The following is a 21,920-nucleotide window of genomic DNA, read 5'->3' as shown; positions in this document are numbered from 1 at the left end:
GTGTCAGTTATTTTTCGCTAACATTGACAATACTGGTTATATTTAAACTTTAATTATTATTTATTTGGTTATTACATGAATTGGTGGCGCCGATTAAGAAAAAATCCCCTTGCTAAATTGGGGGCGGTTACTCTCCTATTGTTCTATTTTATGGTAATTGGAGCAGACTTTATCGCCCCTTATAATCCCTATTCAGTTCAGGAAAACGGCTCATTATTACCTCCAACTACTATTTATTGGCGTAATTCACAGAGACAATTCATCGGGCCTCATGTTTATCCTACTATCCAAGGTGCAACAGATTTACAAACGGGCGATCGCATCTTAGAAATAGATTATAGCAAACCTTCTCCCTTGCGGTTATTCCCAAAAACTGAACCCTATCAACTTTTTGCCCTTAAATTACCATTGCCCCCTAAATTTGAAGAAAGAGAAATTTTTTCAGGATTTACCATCAACCGTAAATTGTTTGGCACAACAGGAGAAGGAAAAATAAATTTATTAGGCACAGATGAACAAGGTAGAGATCAATTTAGTCGTATTTTATATGGGGGAAGAATTAGTTTATTTATTGGTATTATAGGTATCCTTATTTCATTTCCTTTAGGGATGTTTATAGGCGGAATAGCTGGTTATTTTGGCGGAATAATTGACAGTATTTTAATGCGTTTAGTTGAAGTTTTAATGACCATTCCGGGGATTTATTTATTAGTAGCTTTAGCCGCCATTTTACCCCCCAGTTTAAGCAGTGCTCAAAGATTTTTATTAATAGTTATGATTACTTCTTTTATTGGTTGGTCTGGATTGGCTAGAGTCATTAGAGGACAAGTTTTAGCCATTAAAGAACAAGAATTCGTACAATCAGCAAGAGCGATCGGTGCTAATTCATTCTATATAATTGTTAAACATATACTGCCCCAAACTGCTACTTATATAATCATTTCTGCAACCCTTTCTATACCTAGTTTTATCGTTGCTGAATCAGTATTAAGTTTAATTGGTTTAGGTATTCAACAACCAGATCCTAGTTGGGGTAATTTACTATCTTTAGCGACAAATGCTTCTGTTTTAGTTTTACAGCCTTGGTTAATTTTTCCCCCTGCTTTATTAATTATTTTAACGGTCTTATCTTTTAATTTATTAGGGGATGGTTTAAGAGATAGTTTAGATCCAAAAAGTAGATAATTATTAGACACTATTACTTTTACTTTGAGTATATAAATTATTAGTTAGAGTAAGCACTCTTGCAATTATTGAATAACTTCAGTTCAGTTTAAGAATATCCCATAAGGTTAGCTGTCAGGTGTTAGGAAAGACGAGAATTTGCTGCTCTCGTACACTTCTTTCAGTCGTGAACGGAGTTTTTAATTCTTAATTCTTAATTCTCAACTATTCACCTTTGCTCTCCCCCCTCGAGAGGTGGGATAAAGGGGGTTTTGCCCTTTGCCTCTTGGTTTTTTAACTTTGCCTTTTGCCTTTAATTTATCATAACCACTGTGGAAGAACTAATTATTATATTTTTAATTAGATGTTGATTATAAAATATTGTTATAAATTATGTCTAAAATTTTTCTTGAATAAGATTCAAAACCTTATGAGCTTCATCAGCATTTTTTGCTAATTTTGCAAACTCAATTAATCGCCCTAATTCTTTTTTCATCAAACTTTTTTCTACTTGCCAAATATCTCTTTCTAAAATAGGAGGAATGACAATCATGTCGAATAAATTAGCCTCTTGTTTTCCCTTATAAGGACGTAAAATTCTTCCCCTTCTTTGAATGAATTGTCGAGGATTACTACTACTAGCTAAAATCACCGCATTATTTATCATCGGTATATCTATTCCCTCATCAAGACAACGAATAGCGACAATTCCCTGCAATTCCCCTGTAATCAGTTGTTGTTTAATCATCTCTCTTTCCTCTACCGGTGTTTCTGCGGTATAAGTATTAACTCGATAATTTAATTCTTTTCCTAAAATACGTGTCACTGCAGCTAATTGCTTTTCATTATTATTCATACTGCCGTCTCCGCAATAAAACAAAGTTGCCTTCATATCTCGATGATTTTGCATTAATTCTTTGAGGGCAACTAATTTATTTTCAGCAGTAGCAACTAAACGGGATCTCTGTAATAATAGTGATTTTAATTGGGGATTATCTTCCAAATTATTATTCTCCGATAATATCCAACCAATTCTTTTTGTCAATTTGGCATATTTTAACGCTTCATACTGATTTAATTCTACTAAAATAGGATAATAATTATATTTAACTAATGCTTGTTTTTTTAATGCTTTTGCTAAAGTAAATTCAGGCTGTAAAACTGCTCCAAAATAATCAATTAATAAATCTGTGCCATCGTTATCAAAATGTCTTTCTGGAGTTGCGGATAGGGCAAGTCTTAAACTGATGTTTTTAGGCAAACAAGAAACAAATCGAGGCGAACCTAAATTATGGGCTTCATCACCAACTATAAGAGTTTTTGAGGGAAAAAAAGGTAATTGAGATTGAAATCTCTCACTAATAAAGGTTGAATTGGTTGTAATTATAGTCAAGAAATTTTGTTTTTTTTGGTGAATTTGATAGAGTTGTTGCGATAAGTCACTTTGCCAATTATAAACACTTTGAAAGGCTAATAGAGGAGATAAATTAAACTTCTTAGCTTCTTTTTCCCACTGTAAAACTAGGTGACGATAAGGACAAATAACGAGTAATACTTCTAGGTTTATATGTTGATATAATTCTGTAGCAATGGCTAAGGCTGTAATAGTTTTTCCGCTACCTGTTGCCATTTTTAATGTACCTCTCCCTTGATTTTTCATCCAGTTAATAACTGCTTGATTTTGATAATCTCTTAAAATTAATTCTGGAGGGTATTGAGGATATTTATTAAGGGGATAAACGCTATATTTACTTCTTTTTTCAGCTACTTTATGTATCTGTTTTGCTGAAAATATCTGAATTAATTTTTGCCAGTTAATTACTTCCCATTGATCAATATTTTGCCCTGTTATCATTGGCTCTTTCACTTCTCGTTGTGTAAATTTTTAGTTAGAGTAGGGAACAGGGAAAAGAGAGTTATTTAATAATAATTTATAATAATAATTTATAAACTTTTAAATTTTTTTTACCTGACACCTGCCACCTGATACCTTTTTTCAAAGAAAATTTATCATAACTACTGTAGAAAAGTCAATTAAGTTTTTTCTGCAATTCTTTGACATTTTTATAAATTTCAGGCAATTTTTTATAAATAGCTGAAACTTTTAAGTATAATTTATTGCTTACTGCTGGTGAGCCTGAAACTGTTTCTCCTGCTTTAACATTATGATGTATTCCTGTTTGAGCGGATGCGATCGCACCGTCTTCTATTTGTACTTGATTGGCAACACCAACTTGGCCAGCCAAAATAACCCGATTACCAATTTTCACGCCTCCTGCCAAACCTACTTGAGCGGCAAAAGCACAATTTTCTCCTATATCCCCATTGTGTCCGACGTGGACAAGATTATCTAATTTTGTATTCTTACCAATTTTCGTAACACCTACCGCAGGACGATCTATTGTACTATTACAACCAATTTCCACTCCATCTTCAAGGATGACATAGCCAGATTGTTGCATTTTGTACCACCCTTCTTGAGTAGGCACAAAACCAAATCCTTCTCCACCAATTACCGCACCACTATGGATAACACAGTCTTTCCCGATGTGGGTTCTCTCTTCAATGGTACAATTAGCATGAAGTAAGGTGCGATCGCCTATAGTAACATCAGGATAAACAACTACATTCGGAAAGATACATACATCATCACCAATTTTACACCCTTTTTCGATGACTACATGGGCACCAATAGAGACATTTTTCCCTAACTGCACATCATCAGCAATTACCGCCGTAGAATGAATTTGAGCAGAAGGCTTATAAGGTTTATAAAATATATCAATCCCTTGGGCAAAAGTAAGACGAGGATAAGGAGACGCTAACCAAGCAATTCCTTTTTCTGTAGCTTGAGTTTGTAGTGCAGAATCTAGTGGTAGAATAAGAGCAGAAGCCTTCGTAATGGCTATCATATTCGCAAACTTATCACCTTCAATGTAACTGAGACTATTTACGTCCGCTTGATCGATGGGAGCGATATTTGTTAACTCAGGATTAAGATGGGGATGAGAGTCAAAACTATGATGTTGAGGGGATAATTGATGAATAAGATCACTAAATTTCATAAAATTAAAGTATGACTATTTCACTAAAAAAAGGCGAAAGAATTTCCTTAGCTAAAGTTGCCCCTAGCCTAGTTGCAGGATTTATCGGTTTAGGTTGGGATGTCAATGTTACAGATACTGGCGGTGATTTTGATTTAGATGTATCTGTTTTTCTATTAGGAGACAATGACAAATTAGTTTCCGATAAACACTTCATTTTTTACAATAACCTAGTTAGTCCCGATTCTGATCAATCTGTTAAACTTTTAGGAGATAACCGCACTGGTGAAGGAGAGGGAGACGACGAAGGTTTAATTGTTGATTTGCGTAAAGTCCCTGTAGATGTATCTAAAATAGTGGTAACGGTGACAATTTACGAAGCTGACAAGAGAAAACAAAATTTTGGTCAAGTTACTAATGCTTATATCCGTCTAGTGGATGTACAAACGAAAGAAGAAGTTTTGCGCTACGATTTGACAGAAGACTTCTCAGTGGAAACTGCGGTAATTATGGCAGAATTGTACAGAAAAGACGGAGAATGGCGACTTAATGCTGTTGGCTCTGGTTTTCAAGGGGGATTACAAGCCCTTTTAGACAGATACAATTAATTTTAGTTCAGGGTTCGGGGTTAGGAGTTAGGATTTATTAATTATTTACTATCAACTATTTACCATTGCCCTTTTTTAATCTATTCACTATTTACTATTCACTAATGGAATTTTTATCCTTAGAACAAATTAAAGAATTAGCCCACCTTTACGGTTATTGGGCTGTGTTTGCAGGAATTGCGATCGAAAATACTGGTATTCCTATCCCGGGTGAAACTATTACCATTGTGGGCGGTTTTTTAGCGGGTAGTGGAGAGTTAAATTATTGGTTAGTATTATTAACTGCGATCGCAGGTGCGGTTACAGGGGATAATTGTGGTTATTGGATTGGTAGAATAGGGGGATGGCCGTTTTTACTGAAATTGGCTCGTTTTTTCCGTTTGCCTGAAACAGAGGTAGAAAAAGCGAAAAGTAAATTTGTCGATAATGCCGCAAAAGCAGTCTTTTTTGGACGTTTTATCACTCTTCTCAGGATTTTTGCTGGACCTATTGCTGGTATTGTGGAAATGCCCTATCCTAAGTTCCTATTTTATAACTTTATGGGGGCAACAGTTTGGGGGGCAATTATCGTTACTCTAGCTTATTTTGTGGGTAGAATTGTTCCCCTTGATCAATTAGTTAGCTATTTAGCACAGTTTGGTATTGTGGCTTTATTGGCTGTAATTGCTTGGGTAGTTATTCCTTTGTGGTTTAAGTCTTATAATGCACAAAAAAGGGTTAAAGGATTAGGGGATTGATAAATCAAATTAAAGAACTGTCTCTGTTTAGTTTTGTGCTACGGGATGATTTTCAAGAGGGTAGTGATTGAGATTTTGGCGTTGCATAATTGAATCTTGAAGGGAAAAGGCATAATATTATTTTAATAGAAATATAAAAACATACCAAAATAATATTTAATTATGCAGACTAATTTGGAGTTAAATCTCTTAGACAATCCCGTAACTCCTACTTTTGCCCGTCATGAGACTTTTCATCCCCGTTGGGGTTGGTTAAAGAAGGGTTTTGATATGGCTTCGATTGAAGGTAAAATTTTTAATGAGGAAGATGCACCTGTTAAATTAGGAGTGGGGAAAAATATGGTGCGATCGCTCCGTTATTGGTGTTATACTTTTAAGAAGAGTATCAATTAAGTAATGTTATGATATAGACTGATCCTAATCATCATTAATTAACCATGTCTCATCAATGCCCTCGATGTCATAATACTAAAATCATCAAAAACGGTTTTGGTTTTGCTCGTGGTCAACAAAGGTTTAAATGTAAGCACTGTAACTATCATTTCACTACTGATAAGATCGAGCGAGGTAAACCTATGTGGATGACACTAGAAACAGTAATTCTGTATTGCAGTGGAATGTCTATGAATTCGATGGCAAAGCTCCTCAATGTTTCTGCTCAGACTATTCTAAATTGGATTAGAGCTTTGGCACTAGAAAATTATGAAAAGCCTGAACCCTGCGAAGCGTTCGTTGTGGAACTAGATGAACTTTGGCATTTTATAGAGTCAAAAAAAACAAGTTATGGATCTGGAAAGCTTATGACCGTAACACTAACAGACTTATCGACTGGGAATTGGGAAACCGTGATAGTGAAACCCTCAAAAAACTTTTAATTAGATTACGAAAATGGGATGTAACAGTCTACTGTACTGATAATTAGAAACCGTACCAAGAGTTATTATCTCAACATCCAGATGCTGATCATGTGATGACAAAAAGGGAAACTTTAGCCATAGAAAGAAATAATTCCGATAATCTTTCATAGAAAAACAAAAGTAGTATCAAAATCAAAAGAAATGGTGGATTTAACAATGGGACTATTTGCAAAATTTAGAGTAAATGGAACGATCGATTCGTTAATAAATCAAAGATTAACATTACTTAGTTGAAGCTCTCCTAATTTTAATCATTTTGCTTTAAAAAGATATTTCACGTTTGCTTTTGACACAATCTTGAAGATATAAATTAATTAGTTGTTGATAAGAAATACCTTTTTCTTGTGCCTTTTTTTCAAAATATTCTATCACTTCAATTTCTAAAGGTAAATTTACTTGTTGCTTTAGTTTTTTTGCATAAGGATTCGGGCAACTTTTCATTTTAGTTAAATCATATTCTGGTTTCATGGTTTTTTATCCCCTATACTGTTGACTTTCTTTTTTCGTTGCTTTACGCGCTGAAATTATCCTTATTTCGGATTCTTCCTCTCGGTAACAATGCACTATTAATAATAATCACATTTTTGAACTCATACCAAGTAATAAAAATCTATCTTCTAATTCAGAATGTGCCTCATCCCAAAATTGAATTGCATTATCATCATAAAATACTGATTTTGCTTCTTCAAATGAAATACCATGCTTTTTTTGATTGATTAAATCCTTCTCTTTATTCCACTGAAATAATAATTGACTCATGTTTATATTTTACAACAAACCATTAGGTAAAAATGAAAATGTTATAAACTATTTGTTAACCAAAGAGTCGTAAATTTATGGAACAATTAAGTAGAGATATATTAGGAAAAATCACTTCCGCACTTATTAATAATCAAACAACAAAAGGGAAAATACTTGCGATCGCAAATTATTCAACTCATCAAGAAGTATGTTTTCAAAAACAAGAAAATGAAATGGGTGTTTGGATTCCTGCCCTTGCATTACTTGACTTGACGAGTCAAAATATTCTCAAGGAAAAAACCCAGACTCAACTGTTAACGAAATCATTATTTATGTCTGGGTTAAGATGTCCTAAAAAAATGTGGTTAGAAATAAATGATTCATCTATGATAGAATCTTTACCACTGGCACAACAGAGAATTATACAACAAGGAATTGAAGTTCAAGAATATGCTCGAAAAAGATTTTCTAGTGGTTATTTAATAGAAGGAAAATCATCGGAAGCCCTTGAAAAAACCCAAAAATTTCTTCATTCAAATATTGATTGTTTATTTGAAGCAGCGTTTCTATTTAATGATATTTTGGTTCGCTGTGATATTTTGCAAAAAACAAAAAATGCCTCATGGGATTTAATTGAAATAAAATCTTCAGGCTCTATTAAAGATGAATATATTGATGATATTGCTATTCAAAAATATGTATTAATTAATTGCTCATTACCTATTAATAAAGTAAAAGTAATGCACATTAATACAAAAACTTGTTTTTTCCCTAATTTAGAAAATCTTTTTGTCATAGAAGATGTATCAGATAAGGTCGATCAAAGATTATCAGAACTGAATATTGAATCTAAAATAAATCAATTTAAAGAAATACTAAATAGTTTTAAAAACCCCTTAATTGCTATTGGAAAACATTGTATTAATCCTCAGCCTTGTTCTTTTCAAAGTAATTGTTGGCAAAATATCCCCGAAGGCTCAATTTTTACTATTCCACGTTTATCTACAGAAAAATTAAATCAATTAGTAGAAAGAGAAATATTTGCTATTAAAGATATTAATAATCAAATAAAACTTACTCCTAACCAAAAAAAATATGTTGATTTAATTAGCAACAATCAACCAAATATAGATTTTGACGAAATTCAAAATATTATCTCTACCTTACAATATCCTTTACATTTCTTTGACATAGAAACTCAGAATCCCGCTATCCCCAGATTTGAAGGATTAAAACCTTATGAGCAATTTATCTTCCAATATAGTTGTCATATTTTACACAAGGACAAAAGTTTAGAACATTATGAATATTTACACACAGATAATTCAGATCCCCGACCATCTGTAATAGAATCTTTAATTAATCATATTGAACCTACTGGTACAATTATTGTTTATCATCAATCTTTTGAAAGTAATATTCTAAAAAAATTAGCACAAGATTTTCCTCAATATAAGCAAGAATTATTATGTATGGTGGAAAGACTTTGGGATTTAGAAGAAATATTTAAACAATACTATCAACATCCAAAATTCTATGGTTCAACTTCAATCAAAAAAGTTCTTCCTGTTTTAGTTCGAGATTTAAGCTATGATAAATTGGAAATTCAAAGAGGTGATGTTGCCCAAGCTATTTGGGATTCAATGATTATTTGTTCTAATAAAAATAAAAAAAGTGAAATGATAAAAAACTTAAAGGAATACTGTCAATTAGACACATTAGCAATGGTTAAAATTCATGAAAAATTATTAGAAATTATTAATTAACTATATGTAATGCAAGTTAGCTTAAAGGAAGTGCAACCCAAAATTTACTATAATTGAAAACATCACCTAGTTTATTTGTTAGGTTGAGGTACGAAACCTAACCTACTTTTTTTTAATTTACAGTTTTTATGAATAATCTTACACTAGCTAATTATTTTACCCTAGAAAGACGTTACACTAGATCAATTAACTTATAAAGAGATGTTGACGATGAAGAAGTATTAAAAGGCTATATTTTAACCGATAAAGCCATTGATGTTTTAGGGCGAGTTTTACGAGGTTTAACTAGGGAAAATAATAGTAATTGTTGGACTTTAACAGGAGTTTATAGTACTGGTAAATCTGCTTTTTGTCATTATTTAAGTTGTTTATTATCCCCTAATAATAGTCACATTTATCAATCAACTTTTTCTCCTATTGAATCAATTTTACAGGAAGAAAATGAGTTAATTAAAGACTATAAACAGTTAATAAATAATTTACCAAAACAAGGTTTTATAAGGGCGATCGCAGTTAGTCAAAGAGAATCTATTACCAATACTATTATTCGGGCTTTATCCATAGGATTAGATAACTTTAAACTTAAAAATAAAGCTCTTTTTCAAGAACAATTAGAGGCTTTTAATGAGTTAATAAAGCAAGGAAAAACTGTTAATAATAGTGCAATTATTGCCTTAATAAAAGACATAATTAGTCAAGCTAAAACTGACTTAATTTTTATTATTGACGAGTTAGGAAAAAATTTAGAATACGCCGTTTACAATCAAGGAGCAGAAGATGTATATTTATTACAACAATTAGCAGAATTAGAGTCAATTAACGGCAATCGAGTCTATATTTTAGGGATTCTTCATCAAGCCTTTACCGAATATGGGCAAAGATTAGGTAAAATACAACGCAATGAATGGGCAAAAAAAAATTCAAGGTAGATTTGAGGATATTCCCTTTACTGAATCGATAGCGCAAATGATGCGGTTAATGGGGGAAGCGATTAATGTTGGTAAGGAAATAAAAGATGCCTATGGAGATAGACAAGAGGCAAAAGGCAAGAGGGATTTTTTCAACACTCAAGTTATCATCTTTTTAATTACGATAGGATTGTAGATTATAGTCAACAATGGTTTGATAGTCTTTATCAGACTTTATCCGTAGAAAAAATTGATAAGTCAATCTTAGAAAACATTTACCCTTTGCATCCTCTGACAGCTTTGGTTTTACCAACTCTGTGTATGCGTTATGCTCAAAACGATCGCACCTTATTTACTTTTATCACATCTGATGAGCCTTTTTCCTTAAAAAATTTTCTCACGGAAACGATTATAGATAAAGATAACCTACCGACATTAAAACTCGATCGAGTCTATGATTATTTTATCGAATCAGCAGGAATGGGGTTAACATCGCGCCCCAATTTGCAAAGATGGATAGAAATTCACGACTTAATCGCCGATAGTAAAAGTTTGGATGAGGATAGTTTAAGGGTATTAAAAGTCATTGGTATCCTCAACTTGGTGACGATTACGGGGATAACAAAAGCAACTCGTCAACTGGTGGCTTATGGCTTATGTGATTTACCCCAAGAAGAAGAAGTTAACTACTGGCAGGAAAAAATAGCGGTACTTTGAGAAATTTTTGTACAAAAATAGCCTAAAATACAGTCAGGGTAAAGGATTTAGGTAAACACGATAAAAATGGCTGAAACTCCTACTATCAAAGGAAAAGTTATCAATTGATGTAAAATCTTTGATTCATAAGGATTTGAGACTCATATTTTGATATTTTTAGTTTAAGTACCGCTAAATTCTTTAATGAATTAAACTAGCTCTTATCCTATATTCTTAAACCAAACTGAGGTTATTATAGAAACTTAAAAAGTATTCAAATTTTTTACCTCTCACCCAACTTTATAAATAAGCTATGTTTTTATCTTCCATTGACAATAAGTGGCAACCCATTATTAAAAAACTAGAATCTGTCTTAGGTAAAAATGGAGTTGTCAAACGAAAAGATGAACTTCTTACCTATGAATGCGATGGTTTACCTCAATATCGTCAACGCCCTGCTTTAGTCACCTTACCTAAAACCACAGAAGAAGTAGCAGAGATTGTCAAAATCTGTAATCAATACGAAACTCCTTGGATAGCTAGAGGGGCAGGTACAGGCTTATCGGGAGGAGCATTACCTGTGGAAGATTGCGTTTTAATCGTTACTGCAAGAATGCGTCAAATTTTAGATATTGATTATGATAATCAACGCATTATTGTGCAACCCGGTATCATCAACAATTGGGTAACACAAGCGGTTAGTGGTGCAGGTTTTTATTATGCTCCTGATCCTTCTAGTCAGATTATATGCTCTATTGGTGGTAATGTGGCGGAAAATTCTGGGGGGGTTCATTGTCTCAAATATGGTACAACGACTAATCATGTTTTAGGTTTAACCATCGTCACTGCAGAAGGAGAAATTCTCAAAATCGGCGGTAAAGTTCCAGAAATGCCGGGTTTTGACTTAACAGGCTTATTTGTGGGTTCAGAGGGTACTTTAGGCATTGCCACAGAAATTACCTTGAAAATTCTCAAAACTCCTGAGTCTATTTGTGTTGTCTTAGCAGATTTTCAAAGTGTGGAAGATGCAGGAAAAGCTGTTGCTGATATTATTCAAGCTGGTATCATTCCCGCAGGTATGGAGATGATGGATAATTTTAGTATCAATGCGGTGGAAGATGTCGTGGCGACTGACTGCTATCCTCGCAATGCCGAAGCTATTTTATTAGTGGAGTTAGATGGTTTAGAGGTGGAGGTGAAAAACTATAAAGAGAAAGTTGCGGAAATTTGCCGTCAGTGTGGTGCAGATAGTATAACCTCTGCTAATGATCAAGAAACTCGCTTAAAGTTATGGAAAGGTAGAAAAGCCGCTTTTGCGGCTATGGGTAAAATTAGCCCTAATTATTTTGTACAGGATGGGGTTGTACCTCGTTCTAAGTTACCTCAAGTGTTAGCCGAGATCAATCAATTAAGCGAAAAATATGGTTATCGTATCGCTAATGTTTTCCATGCAGGTGATGGTAATTTGCATCCTTTAATCCTTTACAATGGGGCGATTGAGGGTGCTTTTGAAACAGTAGAGGAGTTGGGGGGAGAAATCCTTAAATTATGTGTCCGTGTTGGTGGTAGTATTTCTGGTGAACATGGCATTGGTAGCGATAAGAAATGTTATATGAGTGATATGTTTACGGAAACGGATTTGGAAACGATGCAATATGTTAGAAGTAGTTTTAATCCTAAAGGTTTGGCTAACCCTACTAAAATTTTTCCTACTCCTCGCACTTGCGGTGAGTCTGCTAACGCTCAAAAAACTGAATACAAAGGTGCGATCGCATTTTAAGAATTGCTATGAATTGGTTAATATTTAGTTGTTGCATTGTAACTCTGAGTTCATGATTATCGAACCCCTAGAAATCATAAAAACTTTACTTCCCATCCTGAAACTAGCAGGGCAATATGCGTGTAATATTCAGTCAAAAATACAAACTCAACCGGATAAAGACTATGGTGAGAATTTTTATGCCACTGCTTTAACGGATGCTGATTTAACGATTCAAACTGCCATTGAATTAGCTTTATTAGCAAAATTTCCTGAGTTAAAATTTTTTGGCGAAGAATATGCCAAATCCTACAATACTAAATATTTCCGAGGAACAAATTTAGGGGATGATGAGGAATTATTAATTACTTTAGATCCTATTGATGGCACTAGGGCTTATTTAGATAATTTATCTTGTTTTTCTATTATTTTAAACATTATCAAAAATAAACAATATGAGGCAGTATTTGTTTTACAACCCAAAAGAAAACACTACTTTTATGCCCTAAAAGGAAAAGGTGCTTTTATGGGAACTATTGATAATAATCTAGAGTTTGCAAAGCCTTTAAAATTAACATCTTTAAATTCCCATAAAATCTATTTAAGTTTTGCTTTAACCTCTTTAAAGACTAAATTAAACCCTATATTTGATACTTGGTGCAGTGCCACTAACTATAATCCCCCTGAAAATATTCCTGATTATTTAGACTTAATTAATGGAGATTTAGCTGGTTTTGTCCTTGATAAGGGTAATTTAATTGATAGTGCTAGTTTAGCTTTTGTGGCAAAGGAAGCAGGTGCAATCGCATCTCATTTTGATGGTAGTGATTTTCAACCTTTTAGAAATATTAATGATATGAAAATAGATGGTTTAGTAATAGCTTTTAATCAAGAAATTCATCAACAAATATTAGGCATTATTAACCAATGATCTTACAAATGATTTAGAATTGCAATCAATATCAAATTACCAATAGAAATTATGATCAGATTTTTTATTACTTTACTAATTTGCTTATCTCTATTTATTTCCCCTGTAATTGCTGAAGAAAATATTAATCTGCCCACAGAAGCACAATTACAAGCAGGAGAAGAAATCGCCCGTCAAGCCATTGAGGCAACAGAAAAAGGAGATTTTATTCAAGCAGAAAAATTTTGGACTGAATTAATTAATCAATTCCCTTCTAACCCTGCTGTTTGGAGTAATAGAGGCAATGCTAGAGTTAGTCAAAATAAAATTGCCGAAGCTATTGATGATTATAACGAGTCTATCAAATTAGCTCCCGATGCACCAGACCCCTACTTAAATAGAGGAGTTGCTTATGAAGGTTTAGGAAAATATCAAGATGCGATCGCAGATTATCAAAAAGTATTAGAATTAGATCCAGAGGATGCAATGGCATATAATAACCTCGGTAATGCCAATGCAGGACTAGAAAACTGGGATGAAGCTGTAAAATACTATCATAAAGCCACCGAATTAGCCCCTAATTTTGCCTTTGCCAGTGCCAATGAATCCCTTGCCCTATATCAGCTAGGCAGAAAACAGGAAGCCTTAACCAAAATGCGAAATATAGTACGTAAATATCCAATGTTTCCCGACATGAGAGCCGCTTTAACTGCTGTTTTATGGGAAGAAGGTAAACAAGGAGAAGCCGAAAGTAATTGGGTGGCAACAGTAGGTATGGATAGCCGTTATAAAAATGTAGAGTGGCTTAAAGAAGTTAGACGTTGGCCTCCTAAAATGGTAATTGCCTTGGAAAACTTCCTCACCCTTGATAACTAACATCCATTCTCAAACTCGGTTATTTTATTAAACTTCTTGTATAAATCAGTAGATTTGGAAAGATATAAGGGGCAATTAGCAATTTATGATTAGCGATTAAAAATACCTGAGTCATGAAAGTTGACAATTGATTTTATATTTTACGCAACCTCAATTATTAACTCTTCTGAAGATAATCCGCCAAAGCCCTTAAGCCCAAGCGATAGCTATCGACACCAAAACCACTTATCTGGCCAATCGCCACAGGGGCTATATAAGAGTGATGACGAAATTCCTCTCGACGATAAATGTTACTCAAATGAACTTCAACCGTAGGAATTGCTACACCTGTTAGAGCATCTCGAATAGCCACACTGGTGTGAGTAAATGCACCAGCATTAATCAGGATTCCTTGATATTTACTTAGAGCCTGATGTATTTGGTCAACTAAAACACCTTCATGATTAGACTGCACACAAGAAACACTTACTTGCATTTTTTCACCGTCTAATCTCAACATATCATTTATATCTTTCAGAGTTTGATGGCCATATATGCTAGGCTCTCTAAGACCGAGCAAATTAAGATTAGGACCATGCAATACTAAAATATTATGGTTGGACAATTTATCTAACTATCTAAACAATATTAGTGAACTATTTAAGTCTTTGTAAGAGTTGCTATTAATATCGTCGAGGATAATCTTTAACTGGAATGGGGATTAATTCCGCCTCTGGTTGACTTTCTGGACCGAACAAGGCTTCTATAACTTTTTGAGTCCATTCTTTGAGTTTTTCTAAGATTTTATCTACTTGCTCCATTGATCAAGAAGACTCCCATGTTAATTTGTTCAATATAACCATCATAGCCCTTCATTTTGGGAAATGCAACTTTTCTTAAACTTTGATTTGAGCAAAACTATTTTTAATCATCTAATTTTCGTTATTATTAAAAAAATTTATTTATCCTCAACATTTAATAGCTGAAATGACTGCAACTGCTCATCCAAAAACCAACACAACTCAATACATTCCCAAAAACAAAAAAAAAGTTTTATGTATTTTTCCTCAATATAGTCGCTCATTTGGCACTTTTCATCATGCTTATCCTCTGATGCCGGGGGTAAAAGGCTTTATGCCTCCTCAAGGAATACTGGTGGTTGCTTCTTATTTACCGCAAACATGGGAGGTAAGATTAATTGATGAAAATATTAAATCAGTAACAGAGGCAGATTATCAATGGGCGGATGCAATCATTGTCAGTGGAATGCACATTCAAAAACCTCGAATCAAAAAAATCAATGAACTAGCCCATAAATTTGATAAGATTACCATTCTGGGTGGCCCTTCTGTCTCTGGATGTCCAGAATATTACCCTGACTTTGACATTCTTCATTTAGGAGAATTAGGAGACGCAACAGATAAGGTTATTGAATATATTGATAATTATCAAAAAAGACCTGAAAAACAGATTATTTTTGAAACGAAGCATAGACTACCTTTAGATCAATTTCCGATTCCTGCTTATAATTTAATTGATGTATCACTATATTTTATTGCTAACATACAATTTTCTAGTGGTTGCCCTTATAACTGTGAATTTTGCGATATTCCAGAATTATACGGAAATTCTCCTCGTTTAAAAACCCCCCAGCAAATAATAACGGAGTTAGATGCTATTCTTGCTTCTGGAAATCCGGGGGCGATTTATTTTGTAGATGATAATTTCGTAGGTAATCGCCGTGCCTTAATGGAATTATTACCTCATTTAATCAAATGGCAAAAAGAAAATGGCTACCCCATAGAATTTACCTGTGAAGCTACCCTCAATATTGCACAAAGCCCAAAATTATTAGAAATGATGAGAGAAGCCTATTTCACAACCGTTTTTTGTGGCATAGAAACTCCTGAAGTATCGGCATTAAAAGCTATTTCTAAACAACATAATTTAAGTATGCCCATTTTAGATGCGGTAAAAACCCTCAATAGCTATGGCTTAGAAGTTGTTTCTGGTATTATTATCGGTTTTGATACAGATACACCACAGACAGCAGATAATATTCTTGAGTTTATCAATGCTTCTCAAATTCCTATCTTGACAATTAATCTACTTTATGCGCTACCAAAAACTCCCCTATGGAATCGTTTAAAAGCTGAAGGGCGAATTATTGAAGACGAATCAAGAGAATCTAATATCGATTTTTTGATGCCCTATGAGGAGGTTTTAAATATGTGGAAACGTTGTATTTCAACTGCTTATGAGCCAAAATATTTATATCAAAGATTTGCTTATAATGCTGAAAATACTTATCCTAATCGTATCGAAGTTCCGAATAGTCCAGAAAGGGTTTCTTGGGCAAATATTAAGAAAGGATTGCATATAATGGGCAATTTAGTTTGGCAGGTAGGTTTAAAAAGTAGTTATCGTCAAATTTTTTGGGATATGGCTATTCCTGCATTAAAAAAATTGGATATAGAGACTATGATTCGTATTGGCTTAGTAGGTCATCACCTAATTGAATTTACTAAAGAATGTACTCAAGGTAAAGAATCAGCTTCTTTTTACTCTCAAAAGAGAAAAGAATTAGTTGCTAGTGCTAGTCAATAGTTCAAATAGTTTAAAGTTAATTTAAGTTTTTTGGGCTAAAATTGAGAAATGAGGAATTACTGATAAGTCAAATATTTTATTGATATTTTGTGTTTAAATTAATAAAAAATTATCTTTTTTTTGAAGTTGATAATGGATATAATATTTTTGTATAATGAATGAAGATAATTTAAGAAGAGGAAAGAGAAAACCTCGAAACTTGTCGGAAAAACTGGATGCTCAGGTAGAAAAAATTGTCTATAAAGTAATGACAAATGAGGGTTTAGAAGAAACGGTAAATACTGCCATTCAAAAAGCATTGATTAGTCTTATTGTTCGGTATTTTGCATTAATTATTATAGGTTTATTATTAATAATAGCTTTGCAAAATTTCATTTTGGTTATAATTTTAAAAAATTTTTGGTGATAGATTCATCCTCAATAATTTACTTCTCAAACTAAAAATATTATTTGTTATTCAGGATTAGATTTTATTTTTTATTCATTTTCTGTTTGCAATTATTAATTGATTTATTAAATATAATTGATAGCAATTTTTTGTTAAATGAAGTACATCTCGATCCGCCTACATCCCTCTTAATAAGGGAAACTTACAAATAAAGAATGTACCCCATAAAGATGGGAAACGCTATCGTATTATTTTATTATAGTTATAGAACAAATTTTTGTATTTTTTATTATCGTTATATGAGCATTTTTTCACAAGAAAAATTATTATTTACTCCTGCATCTAAAGATATTAATGCTATTCCTTTAATTTTTGCTTTTCCTAATGAATATACTGTAGGAATAACTAGCTTAGGTTATCAATTAGTATGGGCAAATTTTTGTTCTCGTCCTGATGTGGATGTTAGTCGTTTATTTACAGATATTAATGAGAGTTTACCCCGCAATCCTGAGTTGGTTGGTTTTTCTTTTTCTTGGGAATTAGACTATGTTAATATTCTGAATTTATTAGAGTTGTTAGGTATTCCTATTTATGCTAAAGATAGAAATGAGAATCATCCGTTAATTTTTGGAGGGGGTCCCGTTTTTACGGCTAATCCCGAACCTTTTGCAGATTTTTTTGATGTTATTCTTTTGGGTGATGGAGAATTGTTATTGGATAATTTTATTAATTCTTATCAAGAAATAAGACAAGAAAGTCGTTTTTCTAAGTTACATTATTTGGCAAAAATAGAAGGTATTTATATCCCTAATTTATTCGAGGTTAATTATCAACAAGAGGATGGAAAAATTGATAATATTAAACCTCTTAATTCTGATATTCCTTCCTTTGTGGAAAAGCAAACTTATCGGGGAAATATTCTGTCTGCTTCTACAGTGGTGACAGAAAAAGCCGCTTGGGAAAATATTTATATGGTGGAGGTGGTGAGAAGTTGTCCAGAAATGTGTCGTTTTTGTTTAGCGAGTTATCTAACTTTGCCTTTTCGCACGGCTAGTTTGGAAAAGTCTTTAATTCCTGCCATTGAAAGGGGTTTGAAAGTAACTAATCGTCTGGGTTTATTGGGGGCTTCTGTGACGCAACATCCTGAGTTTTCAGGGTTGATTGATTATTTAGGAAAATCTGAATTTGATGATGTTAGGGTTAGTATTGCATCGGTAAGAACTAATACTGTGACGGAAAAATTGGCAAATTTTCTGAAGAAACGAGATACAAAATCTATCACTATTGCCATTGAAAGTGGAAGTGCTAAAATTCGGGATATTATTAATAAAAAGCTGGAAAATGAGGAAATTATTGAGGCGGCCATAAATGCCCAAGCAGGAGGATTAAGGGCGATTAAATTTTATGGGATGGTGGGTTTACCCCATGAGGATTATGGTGATTTAGATGCAACTATTGAGATGATGAAGGCGGTTAAAAAAGTCGCTCCTCGATTGAAAATTACTTTGGGATGCAGTACTTTTGTGCCTAAATCTCATACTCCTTTTCAGTGGTTTGGAGTCAATCAAGATAGTAAGAAGCGATTACAATATTTACAGAAAAATTTGGGTAAAATTGGGGTAGATTTTCGTCCAGAAAGTTATAATTGGTCTATTATTCAAGGTTTAATTTCCAGAGGCGATCGCCGCTTGAGTAAATTGTTAGAATTAACTCGTAATTATGGGGATACTCTCGGTAGTTATAAACGGGCATTTAAAGAGTTAAAGGGAGAAATTCCGCCGTTAGATTATTATGTTCACCAAAATTGGCAAGTAGGGCAGGTTTTACCTTGGCAACATTTAAAAACGGCGTTGACGGAGGAGACTTTAGTCAAACATCTTGAATCAACGGGCATAAGATGAGTTCAGAGTTAGATATTTTACCGTTGTCTATTACCTATAGCCTACTTCCCTGACATCATTTTTAATCAATCCCTAGATAAAGTAAATCTAATTCTTTTTGCATGGTATTGACGACTAAATCATAACATTCCTGAACATAAAGGCGATCGCAACTTGCTTCTTCTCCGTAGCGAGGGAAATAGATAGGAGGACAAACCCTCGTGGTAATTTGTAAAGGCAAGGGAATATTGGGTAAGGGGCCAACGGCTAATCCCCAAGGCAATCCGAAGTATATAGGAAACACTTGAGGATCAATATCAAACATCCATGGGAATAAACCCTGTTGATTTAATTTTTTGATTTCTTTATAGATATTAGCAACCACAAAAATAGTTTCGTGTGCTCCTTTCGCAATAAGAGGTACAATGGGGACTTGATATTTTAAGGCTAATTTAATAAATCCTTTTCTGCCAACAAATTTTATTTTTTGTCTTTCTGTATAGGGGCGAAATACATCATCTGCACCCCCCGGATATACTAAAACACTGGCTTTTTTCTCCAAAGCTGCGATCGCCATTTTGGGATGGGCGCGAATAGCTCCTGTTTGGGCGGCTAAACGAGTAAGACTACTATAGGCACTCCACACGTTACGGTGCATTAAGCCATAAGCAAGACGTTGAGTACCAAAACGACGAAACCAGTCATACAACATCATTGTCATGTCAGGGGCGGCTAAACCACCATTATGAGAACCAACAAATAACACCTGCCCTTCTGGTACATTTTCCCAACCACTGGTTTTTACCTGAAAATAATATTTATATAAAAAACCCCATAAAGGCATTAATTTTTCGATAACCTCGGGGTTTCTAGCTGTTAATGACCAGCCCGAATATTGATTTGACATATACAATGAATAATTACTGAATAGCAATCTCCCATTTTAATTCTTAATTTCTCCCAATGACTGATTAGGTTTTATTGAGTCAAATCATAGCTTTAATGAAAAATCTCGGTAAGGCTAACATTCTGCGCCAACGTGATGGTTCTTGATAAAGGCGGTATAACCATTCTAAATTGTTATTGCAGAAAAATTCTGGGGCTCTTTCTTTAACTCCCCCCCAAATGTCGAAACTTCCTCCAACTCCAATCCATACAGCATTCGGGGCTAGGTGACGATGATTCATAATCCATAATTCTTGTCTTGGTACACCTAAGCCAACTAAAATTAATTTAGGTTGCACTTTCTTGATGGTTTCGCACCAATTATCTAATTCTTGTCCAGATAAATAACCGTGATTGTAAATGATATGGGCGGAAGTTACTTTTTTCTTCCATGCCTGGGCGGCTCTTTCACTTACTCCTTTTGCTCCTCCATAGAAACAGATGGGGTAGTCTTTACCCTTTTTGCCAATTGCCTCAATGAGAGAAGCGGCTAATTCAATCCCTGCTATTCTTTGTTGTTTTTGTCCTCTACGTTTTAAATAAAATATCACTCCTGAACCATCAGGCACAACTAAATCCGCTTTGTTAATGGCAGTGGCTAATTCTGTGTTTTTTTGTGCCATCATCGCCATTTCTGAATTCATGGTGACAACGTGAGTGGGGATATTATTTTCGATACGACTAATTAATAAATCTTGATAGTTTTCACTCAAATGTATGGGTAAACCTAAAACAGGAAAAGTCTTCATAAAATAGCAATGTTAAATAGTTAGGATAAATAATGATTTGAACTAACAGGATTTTGAGTCACTATTTTATCATTGAATGGAAAAAACTGTTTTTTAGATACTCTGTGCAAAACCAAAATTAATATCAATTTTTACCTATAAGAGTCTATTTTCTTCATATTTATCTTTTATTTCCTGTTCAATAAAGTAAGGAGTTTGAATATTAATGGCTAATAACTGAATCTATTAATTGTTGATGTTTGAGGGCATCTTCTGCTAATTTTTGAATTTGCTGAGAGGAAATCGGATTAGGATTGTTATAGGTGTTTAAAAATTCTTGGAAAATTTCATCGATATTAGTTGGTAATTTTTCTAAATCGTATCCTTTGATATTTATTTCGCTCATTAAATTGTTTACTTTGGGATCATAACTAAGAGCAAAACATTTACACTTTTCACTTCCAGCCATGATTAAGCTATGAAGACGCATTCCTATGAGCATATCTATCTGAGAAAATAATCCTTTTAATTCTTGAGCATTTTCTAATGTTAAAATCTGGTAGTTAGTTGTTAATTGTTGAGCTATTTTTTCACAAACTTCTAAATCTTTTGATATTTGAAAAGGAAGTAAAATTATACTCGCATTAGTTTTCTCATTTATTTTTCTTAAAACTTGGGATATAGTTTCTATTTTGGCAATGGTTAAACTAGGATGAGAGCGTAAATTAACAGCAATTCTTGGAGCAGGTAAAAGTTCTATTTTTTTTGTTTTTTTACTAGGTAAAGCCCATACTGGATCAGGAGCAATTAAGTATTTTATGCCCCATTGATCCAATAGTTTAGCTGATTTTTGATCTCTGACACTGATGCGATCGCATCTTTTTAGGATAATTTTAGTTAACCATTGAATGAAGGGGGTTTTAATCGGTCCAATTCCTTGAGCATAGGCAATAGTTTTAACCCCTTTTAATTGTGCTAATGCCATTAAGGTTAAATAATAAATAGCACTTTTAACACTGGTAATATCTTGAATTAAACTTCCTCCTCCCCAGATAAATAAATCTTTTTTTGTTAGTTTTAATATTTCTTTGATAATTTGAAGACGAGAATAGCTAATTACTCCATAATCTTGACTTGTTTTTTGTGGATTACCAGACAAAATAATGGGAGTAATATTATTATTTAAACGGGATAAAATAGCCAGTAATAAGGCTTCATCTCCTGCATTTCCCTGACCATAATATCCACAAATAATTGCTTTTCTCAT

Annotated in this window: 22 protein-coding genes and 1 pseudogene; 14 read left to right on the top strand and 9 right to left on the bottom strand. The window is 33.5% G+C overall.

Annotated elements, in window-relative coordinates; all coding sequences use genetic code 11:
* Positions 1–75 precede the first annotated feature (75 nt).
* Positions 76–1,185, top strand: coding sequence for an ABC transporter permease (locus tag Dongsha4_RS14160; RefSeq protein WP_015221170.1), 1,110 nt, complete (start codon positions 76–78; stop codon positions 1,183–1,185).
* A 376-nt stretch (positions 1,186–1,561) separates the two neighbouring features.
* Here Dongsha4_RS14160 and Dongsha4_RS14155 read toward each other — a convergent pair whose 3' ends face one another.
* Positions 1,562–3,019 (bottom strand): DNA phosphorothioation system restriction enzyme, encoded by a 1,458-nt coding sequence (locus tag Dongsha4_RS14155; protein WP_330205448.1) that lies wholly within the window; start codon positions 3,017–3,019, stop codon positions 1,562–1,564.
* Positions 3,020–3,194: 175 nt separating this feature from the next.
* Positions 3,195–4,229, bottom strand: a complete 1,035-nt coding sequence (gene lpxD / locus Dongsha4_RS14150; protein ID WP_330202988.1) for a UDP-3-O-(3-hydroxymyristoyl)glucosamine N-acyltransferase — start codon at positions 4,227–4,229, stop codon at positions 3,195–3,197.
* 11 nt (positions 4,230–4,240) lie between these two features.
* On the opposite strand from lpxD, the gene Dongsha4_RS14145 reads away from it, so the two are divergent.
* From Dongsha4_RS14145 to Dongsha4_RS14130, 4 genes and pseudogenes are all read left to right on the top strand, one after another.
* Positions 4,241–4,816 carry a TerD family protein gene (locus Dongsha4_RS14145; RefSeq protein ID WP_330202987.1) on the top strand — a complete coding sequence of 192 codons (576 nt, stop codon included), beginning with the start codon at positions 4,241–4,243 and terminating at the stop codon, positions 4,814–4,816.
* A gap of 104 nt (positions 4,817–4,920) precedes the next feature.
* Positions 4,921–5,553: a DedA family protein gene (locus Dongsha4_RS14140; RefSeq protein WP_330202986.1), complete on the top strand. Its 633-nt coding sequence runs from the start codon at positions 4,921–4,923 to the stop codon at positions 5,551–5,553.
* Between the two features lie 162 nt (positions 5,554–5,715).
* On the top strand, positions 5,716–5,946 hold the full coding sequence (locus tag Dongsha4_RS14135) for a DUF4007 family protein (RefSeq protein ID WP_330202985.1): 231 nt from the start codon (positions 5,716–5,718) through the stop codon (positions 5,944–5,946).
* Between the two features lie 44 nt (positions 5,947–5,990).
* Positions 5,991–6,704, top strand: a pseudogene (locus Dongsha4_RS14130) (IS1 family transposase).
* Positions 6,705–6,731: 27 nt separating this feature from the next.
* On the opposite strand, the gene Dongsha4_RS14125 reads toward Dongsha4_RS14130, so the two are convergent.
* Positions 6,732–6,938 carry a CopG family antitoxin gene (locus Dongsha4_RS14125; protein ID WP_330202984.1) on the bottom strand — a complete coding sequence of 69 codons (207 nt, stop codon included), beginning with the start codon at positions 6,936–6,938 and terminating at the stop codon, positions 6,732–6,734.
* Between the two features lie 108 nt (positions 6,939–7,046).
* Positions 7,047–7,229 carry a BrnT family toxin gene (locus Dongsha4_RS14120; protein ID WP_330202983.1) on the bottom strand — a complete coding sequence of 61 codons (183 nt, stop codon included), beginning with the start codon at positions 7,227–7,229 and terminating at the stop codon, positions 7,047–7,049.
* 77 nt (positions 7,230–7,306) lie between these two features.
* Between Dongsha4_RS14120 and Dongsha4_RS14115 the strand changes: the two genes are divergently transcribed.
* The 6 genes from Dongsha4_RS14115 (at position 7,307) to Dongsha4_RS14090 (ending at position 14,126) form a co-directional block, all read left to right on the top strand.
* Positions 7,307–8,977, top strand: coding sequence for a DUF2779 domain-containing protein (locus tag Dongsha4_RS14115; RefSeq protein WP_330202982.1), 1,671 nt, complete (start codon positions 7,307–7,309; stop codon positions 8,975–8,977).
* A gap of 900 nt (positions 8,978–9,877) precedes the next feature.
* Positions 9,878–10,081: a hypothetical protein gene (locus Dongsha4_RS14110; RefSeq protein WP_330202981.1), complete on the top strand. Its 204-nt coding sequence runs from the start codon at positions 9,878–9,880 to the stop codon at positions 10,079–10,081.
* Between the two features lie 104 nt (positions 10,082–10,185).
* Entirely contained in the window at positions 10,186–10,602 is a 417-nt protein-coding gene (locus tag Dongsha4_RS14105; protein ID WP_330202980.1) for a hypothetical protein, read from the top strand.
* A 292-nt stretch (positions 10,603–10,894) separates the two neighbouring features.
* Entirely contained in the window at positions 10,895–12,361 is a 1,467-nt protein-coding gene (gene glcD, locus Dongsha4_RS14100; RefSeq protein ID WP_330202979.1) for a glycolate oxidase subunit GlcD, read from the top strand.
* A gap of 52 nt (positions 12,362–12,413) precedes the next feature.
* Entirely contained in the window at positions 12,414–13,271 is an 858-nt protein-coding gene (locus Dongsha4_RS14095; protein WP_330202978.1) for an inositol monophosphatase family protein, read from the top strand.
* A 51-nt stretch (positions 13,272–13,322) separates the two neighbouring features.
* The gene (locus Dongsha4_RS14090; protein WP_330202977.1) at positions 13,323–14,126 is read left to right on the top strand and encodes a tetratricopeptide repeat protein; all 804 of its coding nucleotides are present in this window, start codon (positions 13,323–13,325) and stop codon (positions 14,124–14,126) included.
* Positions 14,127–14,283: 157 nt separating this feature from the next.
* On the opposite strand, the gene aroQ is transcribed toward Dongsha4_RS14090, so the two are convergent.
* A complete protein-coding gene (gene aroQ, locus Dongsha4_RS14085; RefSeq protein ID WP_330202976.1) occupies positions 14,284–14,730 on the bottom strand; it encodes a type II 3-dehydroquinate dehydratase in 447 nt (148 codons plus the stop codon).
* A gap of 58 nt (positions 14,731–14,788) precedes the next feature.
* On the bottom strand, positions 14,789–14,926 hold the full coding sequence (locus Dongsha4_RS14080; RefSeq protein WP_015220000.1) for a hypothetical protein: 138 nt from the start codon (positions 14,924–14,926) through the stop codon (positions 14,789–14,791).
* Positions 14,927–15,092: 166 nt separating this feature from the next.
* Here Dongsha4_RS14080 and Dongsha4_RS14075 point away from each other — a divergent pair, with 166 nt between their 5' ends.
* From Dongsha4_RS14075 to Dongsha4_RS14065, 3 genes are all read left to right on the top strand, one after another.
* The gene (locus Dongsha4_RS14075) at positions 15,093–16,712 is read left to right on the top strand and encodes a B12-binding domain-containing radical SAM protein (protein ID WP_330202975.1); all 1,620 of its coding nucleotides are present in this window, start codon (positions 15,093–15,095) and stop codon (positions 16,710–16,712) included.
* Positions 16,713–16,866: 154 nt separating this feature from the next.
* Positions 16,867–17,118 carry a hypothetical protein gene (locus Dongsha4_RS14070; protein WP_330202974.1) on the top strand — a complete coding sequence of 84 codons (252 nt, stop codon included), beginning with the start codon at positions 16,867–16,869 and terminating at the stop codon, positions 17,116–17,118.
* Positions 17,119–17,399: 281 nt separating this feature from the next.
* Positions 17,400–19,001, top strand: coding sequence for a radical SAM protein (locus tag Dongsha4_RS14065; protein ID WP_330202973.1), 1,602 nt, complete (start codon positions 17,400–17,402; stop codon positions 18,999–19,001).
* A gap of 61 nt (positions 19,002–19,062) precedes the next feature.
* On the opposite strand, the gene Dongsha4_RS14060 is transcribed toward Dongsha4_RS14065, so the two are convergent.
* From Dongsha4_RS14060 to csaB, 3 genes are all read right to left on the bottom strand, one after another.
* Entirely contained in the window at positions 19,063–19,887 is an 825-nt protein-coding gene (locus tag Dongsha4_RS14060; RefSeq protein WP_330202972.1) for a 1-acyl-sn-glycerol-3-phosphate acyltransferase, read from the bottom strand.
* A gap of 79 nt (positions 19,888–19,966) precedes the next feature.
* Positions 19,967–20,674: a WecB/TagA/CpsF family glycosyltransferase gene (locus tag Dongsha4_RS14055; protein ID WP_330202971.1), complete on the bottom strand. Its 708-nt coding sequence runs from the start codon at positions 20,672–20,674 to the stop codon at positions 19,967–19,969.
* Between the two features lie 202 nt (positions 20,675–20,876).
* Complete coding sequence (csaB, locus tag Dongsha4_RS14050) at positions 20,877–21,920, bottom strand: polysaccharide pyruvyl transferase CsaB (protein WP_330202970.1); 1,044 nt, start codon at positions 21,918–21,920, stop codon at positions 20,877–20,879.

The organism is Cyanobacterium sp. Dongsha4 (assembly GCF_036345015.1).
Taxonomy (GTDB): Bacteria; Cyanobacteriota; Cyanobacteriia; order Cyanobacteriales; family Cyanobacteriaceae; genus PCC-10605.
The sequence above is the reverse complement of the archived record's forward strand: the minus strand, read 5'-3'. Positions and strand labels throughout refer to the sequence as shown.

Excerpts from the sequence above, each read along its gene's own strand:
- Dongsha4_RS14135 (WP_330202985.1), top strand. The coding sequence starts at position 5,716 with ATGCAGACTAATTTGGAGTTAAATCTCTTAGACAATCCCGTAACTCCT.
- Dongsha4_RS14160 (WP_015221170.1), top strand. The coding sequence starts at position 76 with ATGAATTGGTGGCGCCGATTAAGAAAAAATCCCCTTGCTAAATTGGGG.
- Dongsha4_RS14055 (WP_330202971.1), bottom strand. The coding sequence starts at position 20,674 with ATGAAGACTTTTCCTGTTTTAGGTTTACCCATACATTTGAGTGAAAAC.
- Dongsha4_RS14095 (WP_330202978.1), top strand. The coding sequence starts at position 12,414 with ATGATTATCGAACCCCTAGAAATCATAAAAACTTTACTTCCCATCCTG.
- Dongsha4_RS14145 (WP_330202987.1), top strand. The coding sequence starts at position 4,241 with ATGACTATTTCACTAAAAAAAGGCGAAAGAATTTCCTTAGCTAAAGTT.
- Dongsha4_RS14155 (WP_330205448.1), bottom strand. The coding sequence starts at position 3,019 with ATGATAACAGGGCAAAATATTGATCAATGGGAAGTAATTAACTGGCAA.
- Dongsha4_RS14065 (WP_330202973.1), top strand. The coding sequence starts at position 17,400 with ATGAGCATTTTTTCACAAGAAAAATTATTATTTACTCCTGCATCTAAA.
- Dongsha4_RS14115 (WP_330202982.1), top strand. The coding sequence starts at position 7,307 with ATGGAACAATTAAGTAGAGATATATTAGGAAAAATCACTTCCGCACTT.
- Dongsha4_RS14110 (WP_330202981.1), top strand. The coding sequence starts at position 9,878 with ATGAATGGGCAAAAAAAAATTCAAGGTAGATTTGAGGATATTCCCTTT.
- Dongsha4_RS14075 (WP_330202975.1), top strand. The coding sequence starts at position 15,093 with ATGACTGCAACTGCTCATCCAAAAACCAACACAACTCAATACATTCCC.
- csaB (WP_330202970.1), bottom strand. The coding sequence starts at position 21,920 with ATGAGAAAAGCAATTATTTGTGGATATTATGGTCAGGGAAATGCAGGA.
- Dongsha4_RS14080 (WP_015220000.1), bottom strand. The coding sequence starts at position 14,926 with ATGGAGCAAGTAGATAAAATCTTAGAAAAACTCAAAGAATGGACTCAA.
- Dongsha4_RS14125 (WP_330202984.1), bottom strand. The coding sequence starts at position 6,938 with ATGAAACCAGAATATGATTTAACTAAAATGAAAAGTTGCCCGAATCCT.
- lpxD (WP_330202988.1), bottom strand. The coding sequence starts at position 4,229 with ATGAAATTTAGTGATCTTATTCATCAATTATCCCCTCAACATCATAGT.
- Dongsha4_RS14090 (WP_330202977.1), top strand. The coding sequence starts at position 13,323 with ATGATCAGATTTTTTATTACTTTACTAATTTGCTTATCTCTATTTATT.
- Dongsha4_RS14140 (WP_330202986.1), top strand. The coding sequence starts at position 4,921 with ATGGAATTTTTATCCTTAGAACAAATTAAAGAATTAGCCCACCTTTAC.
- Dongsha4_RS14120 (WP_330202983.1), bottom strand. The coding sequence starts at position 7,229 with ATGAGTCAATTATTATTTCAGTGGAATAAAGAGAAGGATTTAATCAAT.
- glcD (WP_330202979.1), top strand. The coding sequence starts at position 10,895 with ATGTTTTTATCTTCCATTGACAATAAGTGGCAACCCATTATTAAAAAA.
- Dongsha4_RS14060 (WP_330202972.1), bottom strand. The coding sequence starts at position 19,887 with ATGTCAAATCAATATTCGGGCTGGTCATTAACAGCTAGAAACCCCGAG.
- Dongsha4_RS14070 (WP_330202974.1), top strand. The coding sequence starts at position 16,867 with ATGAATGAAGATAATTTAAGAAGAGGAAAGAGAAAACCTCGAAACTTG.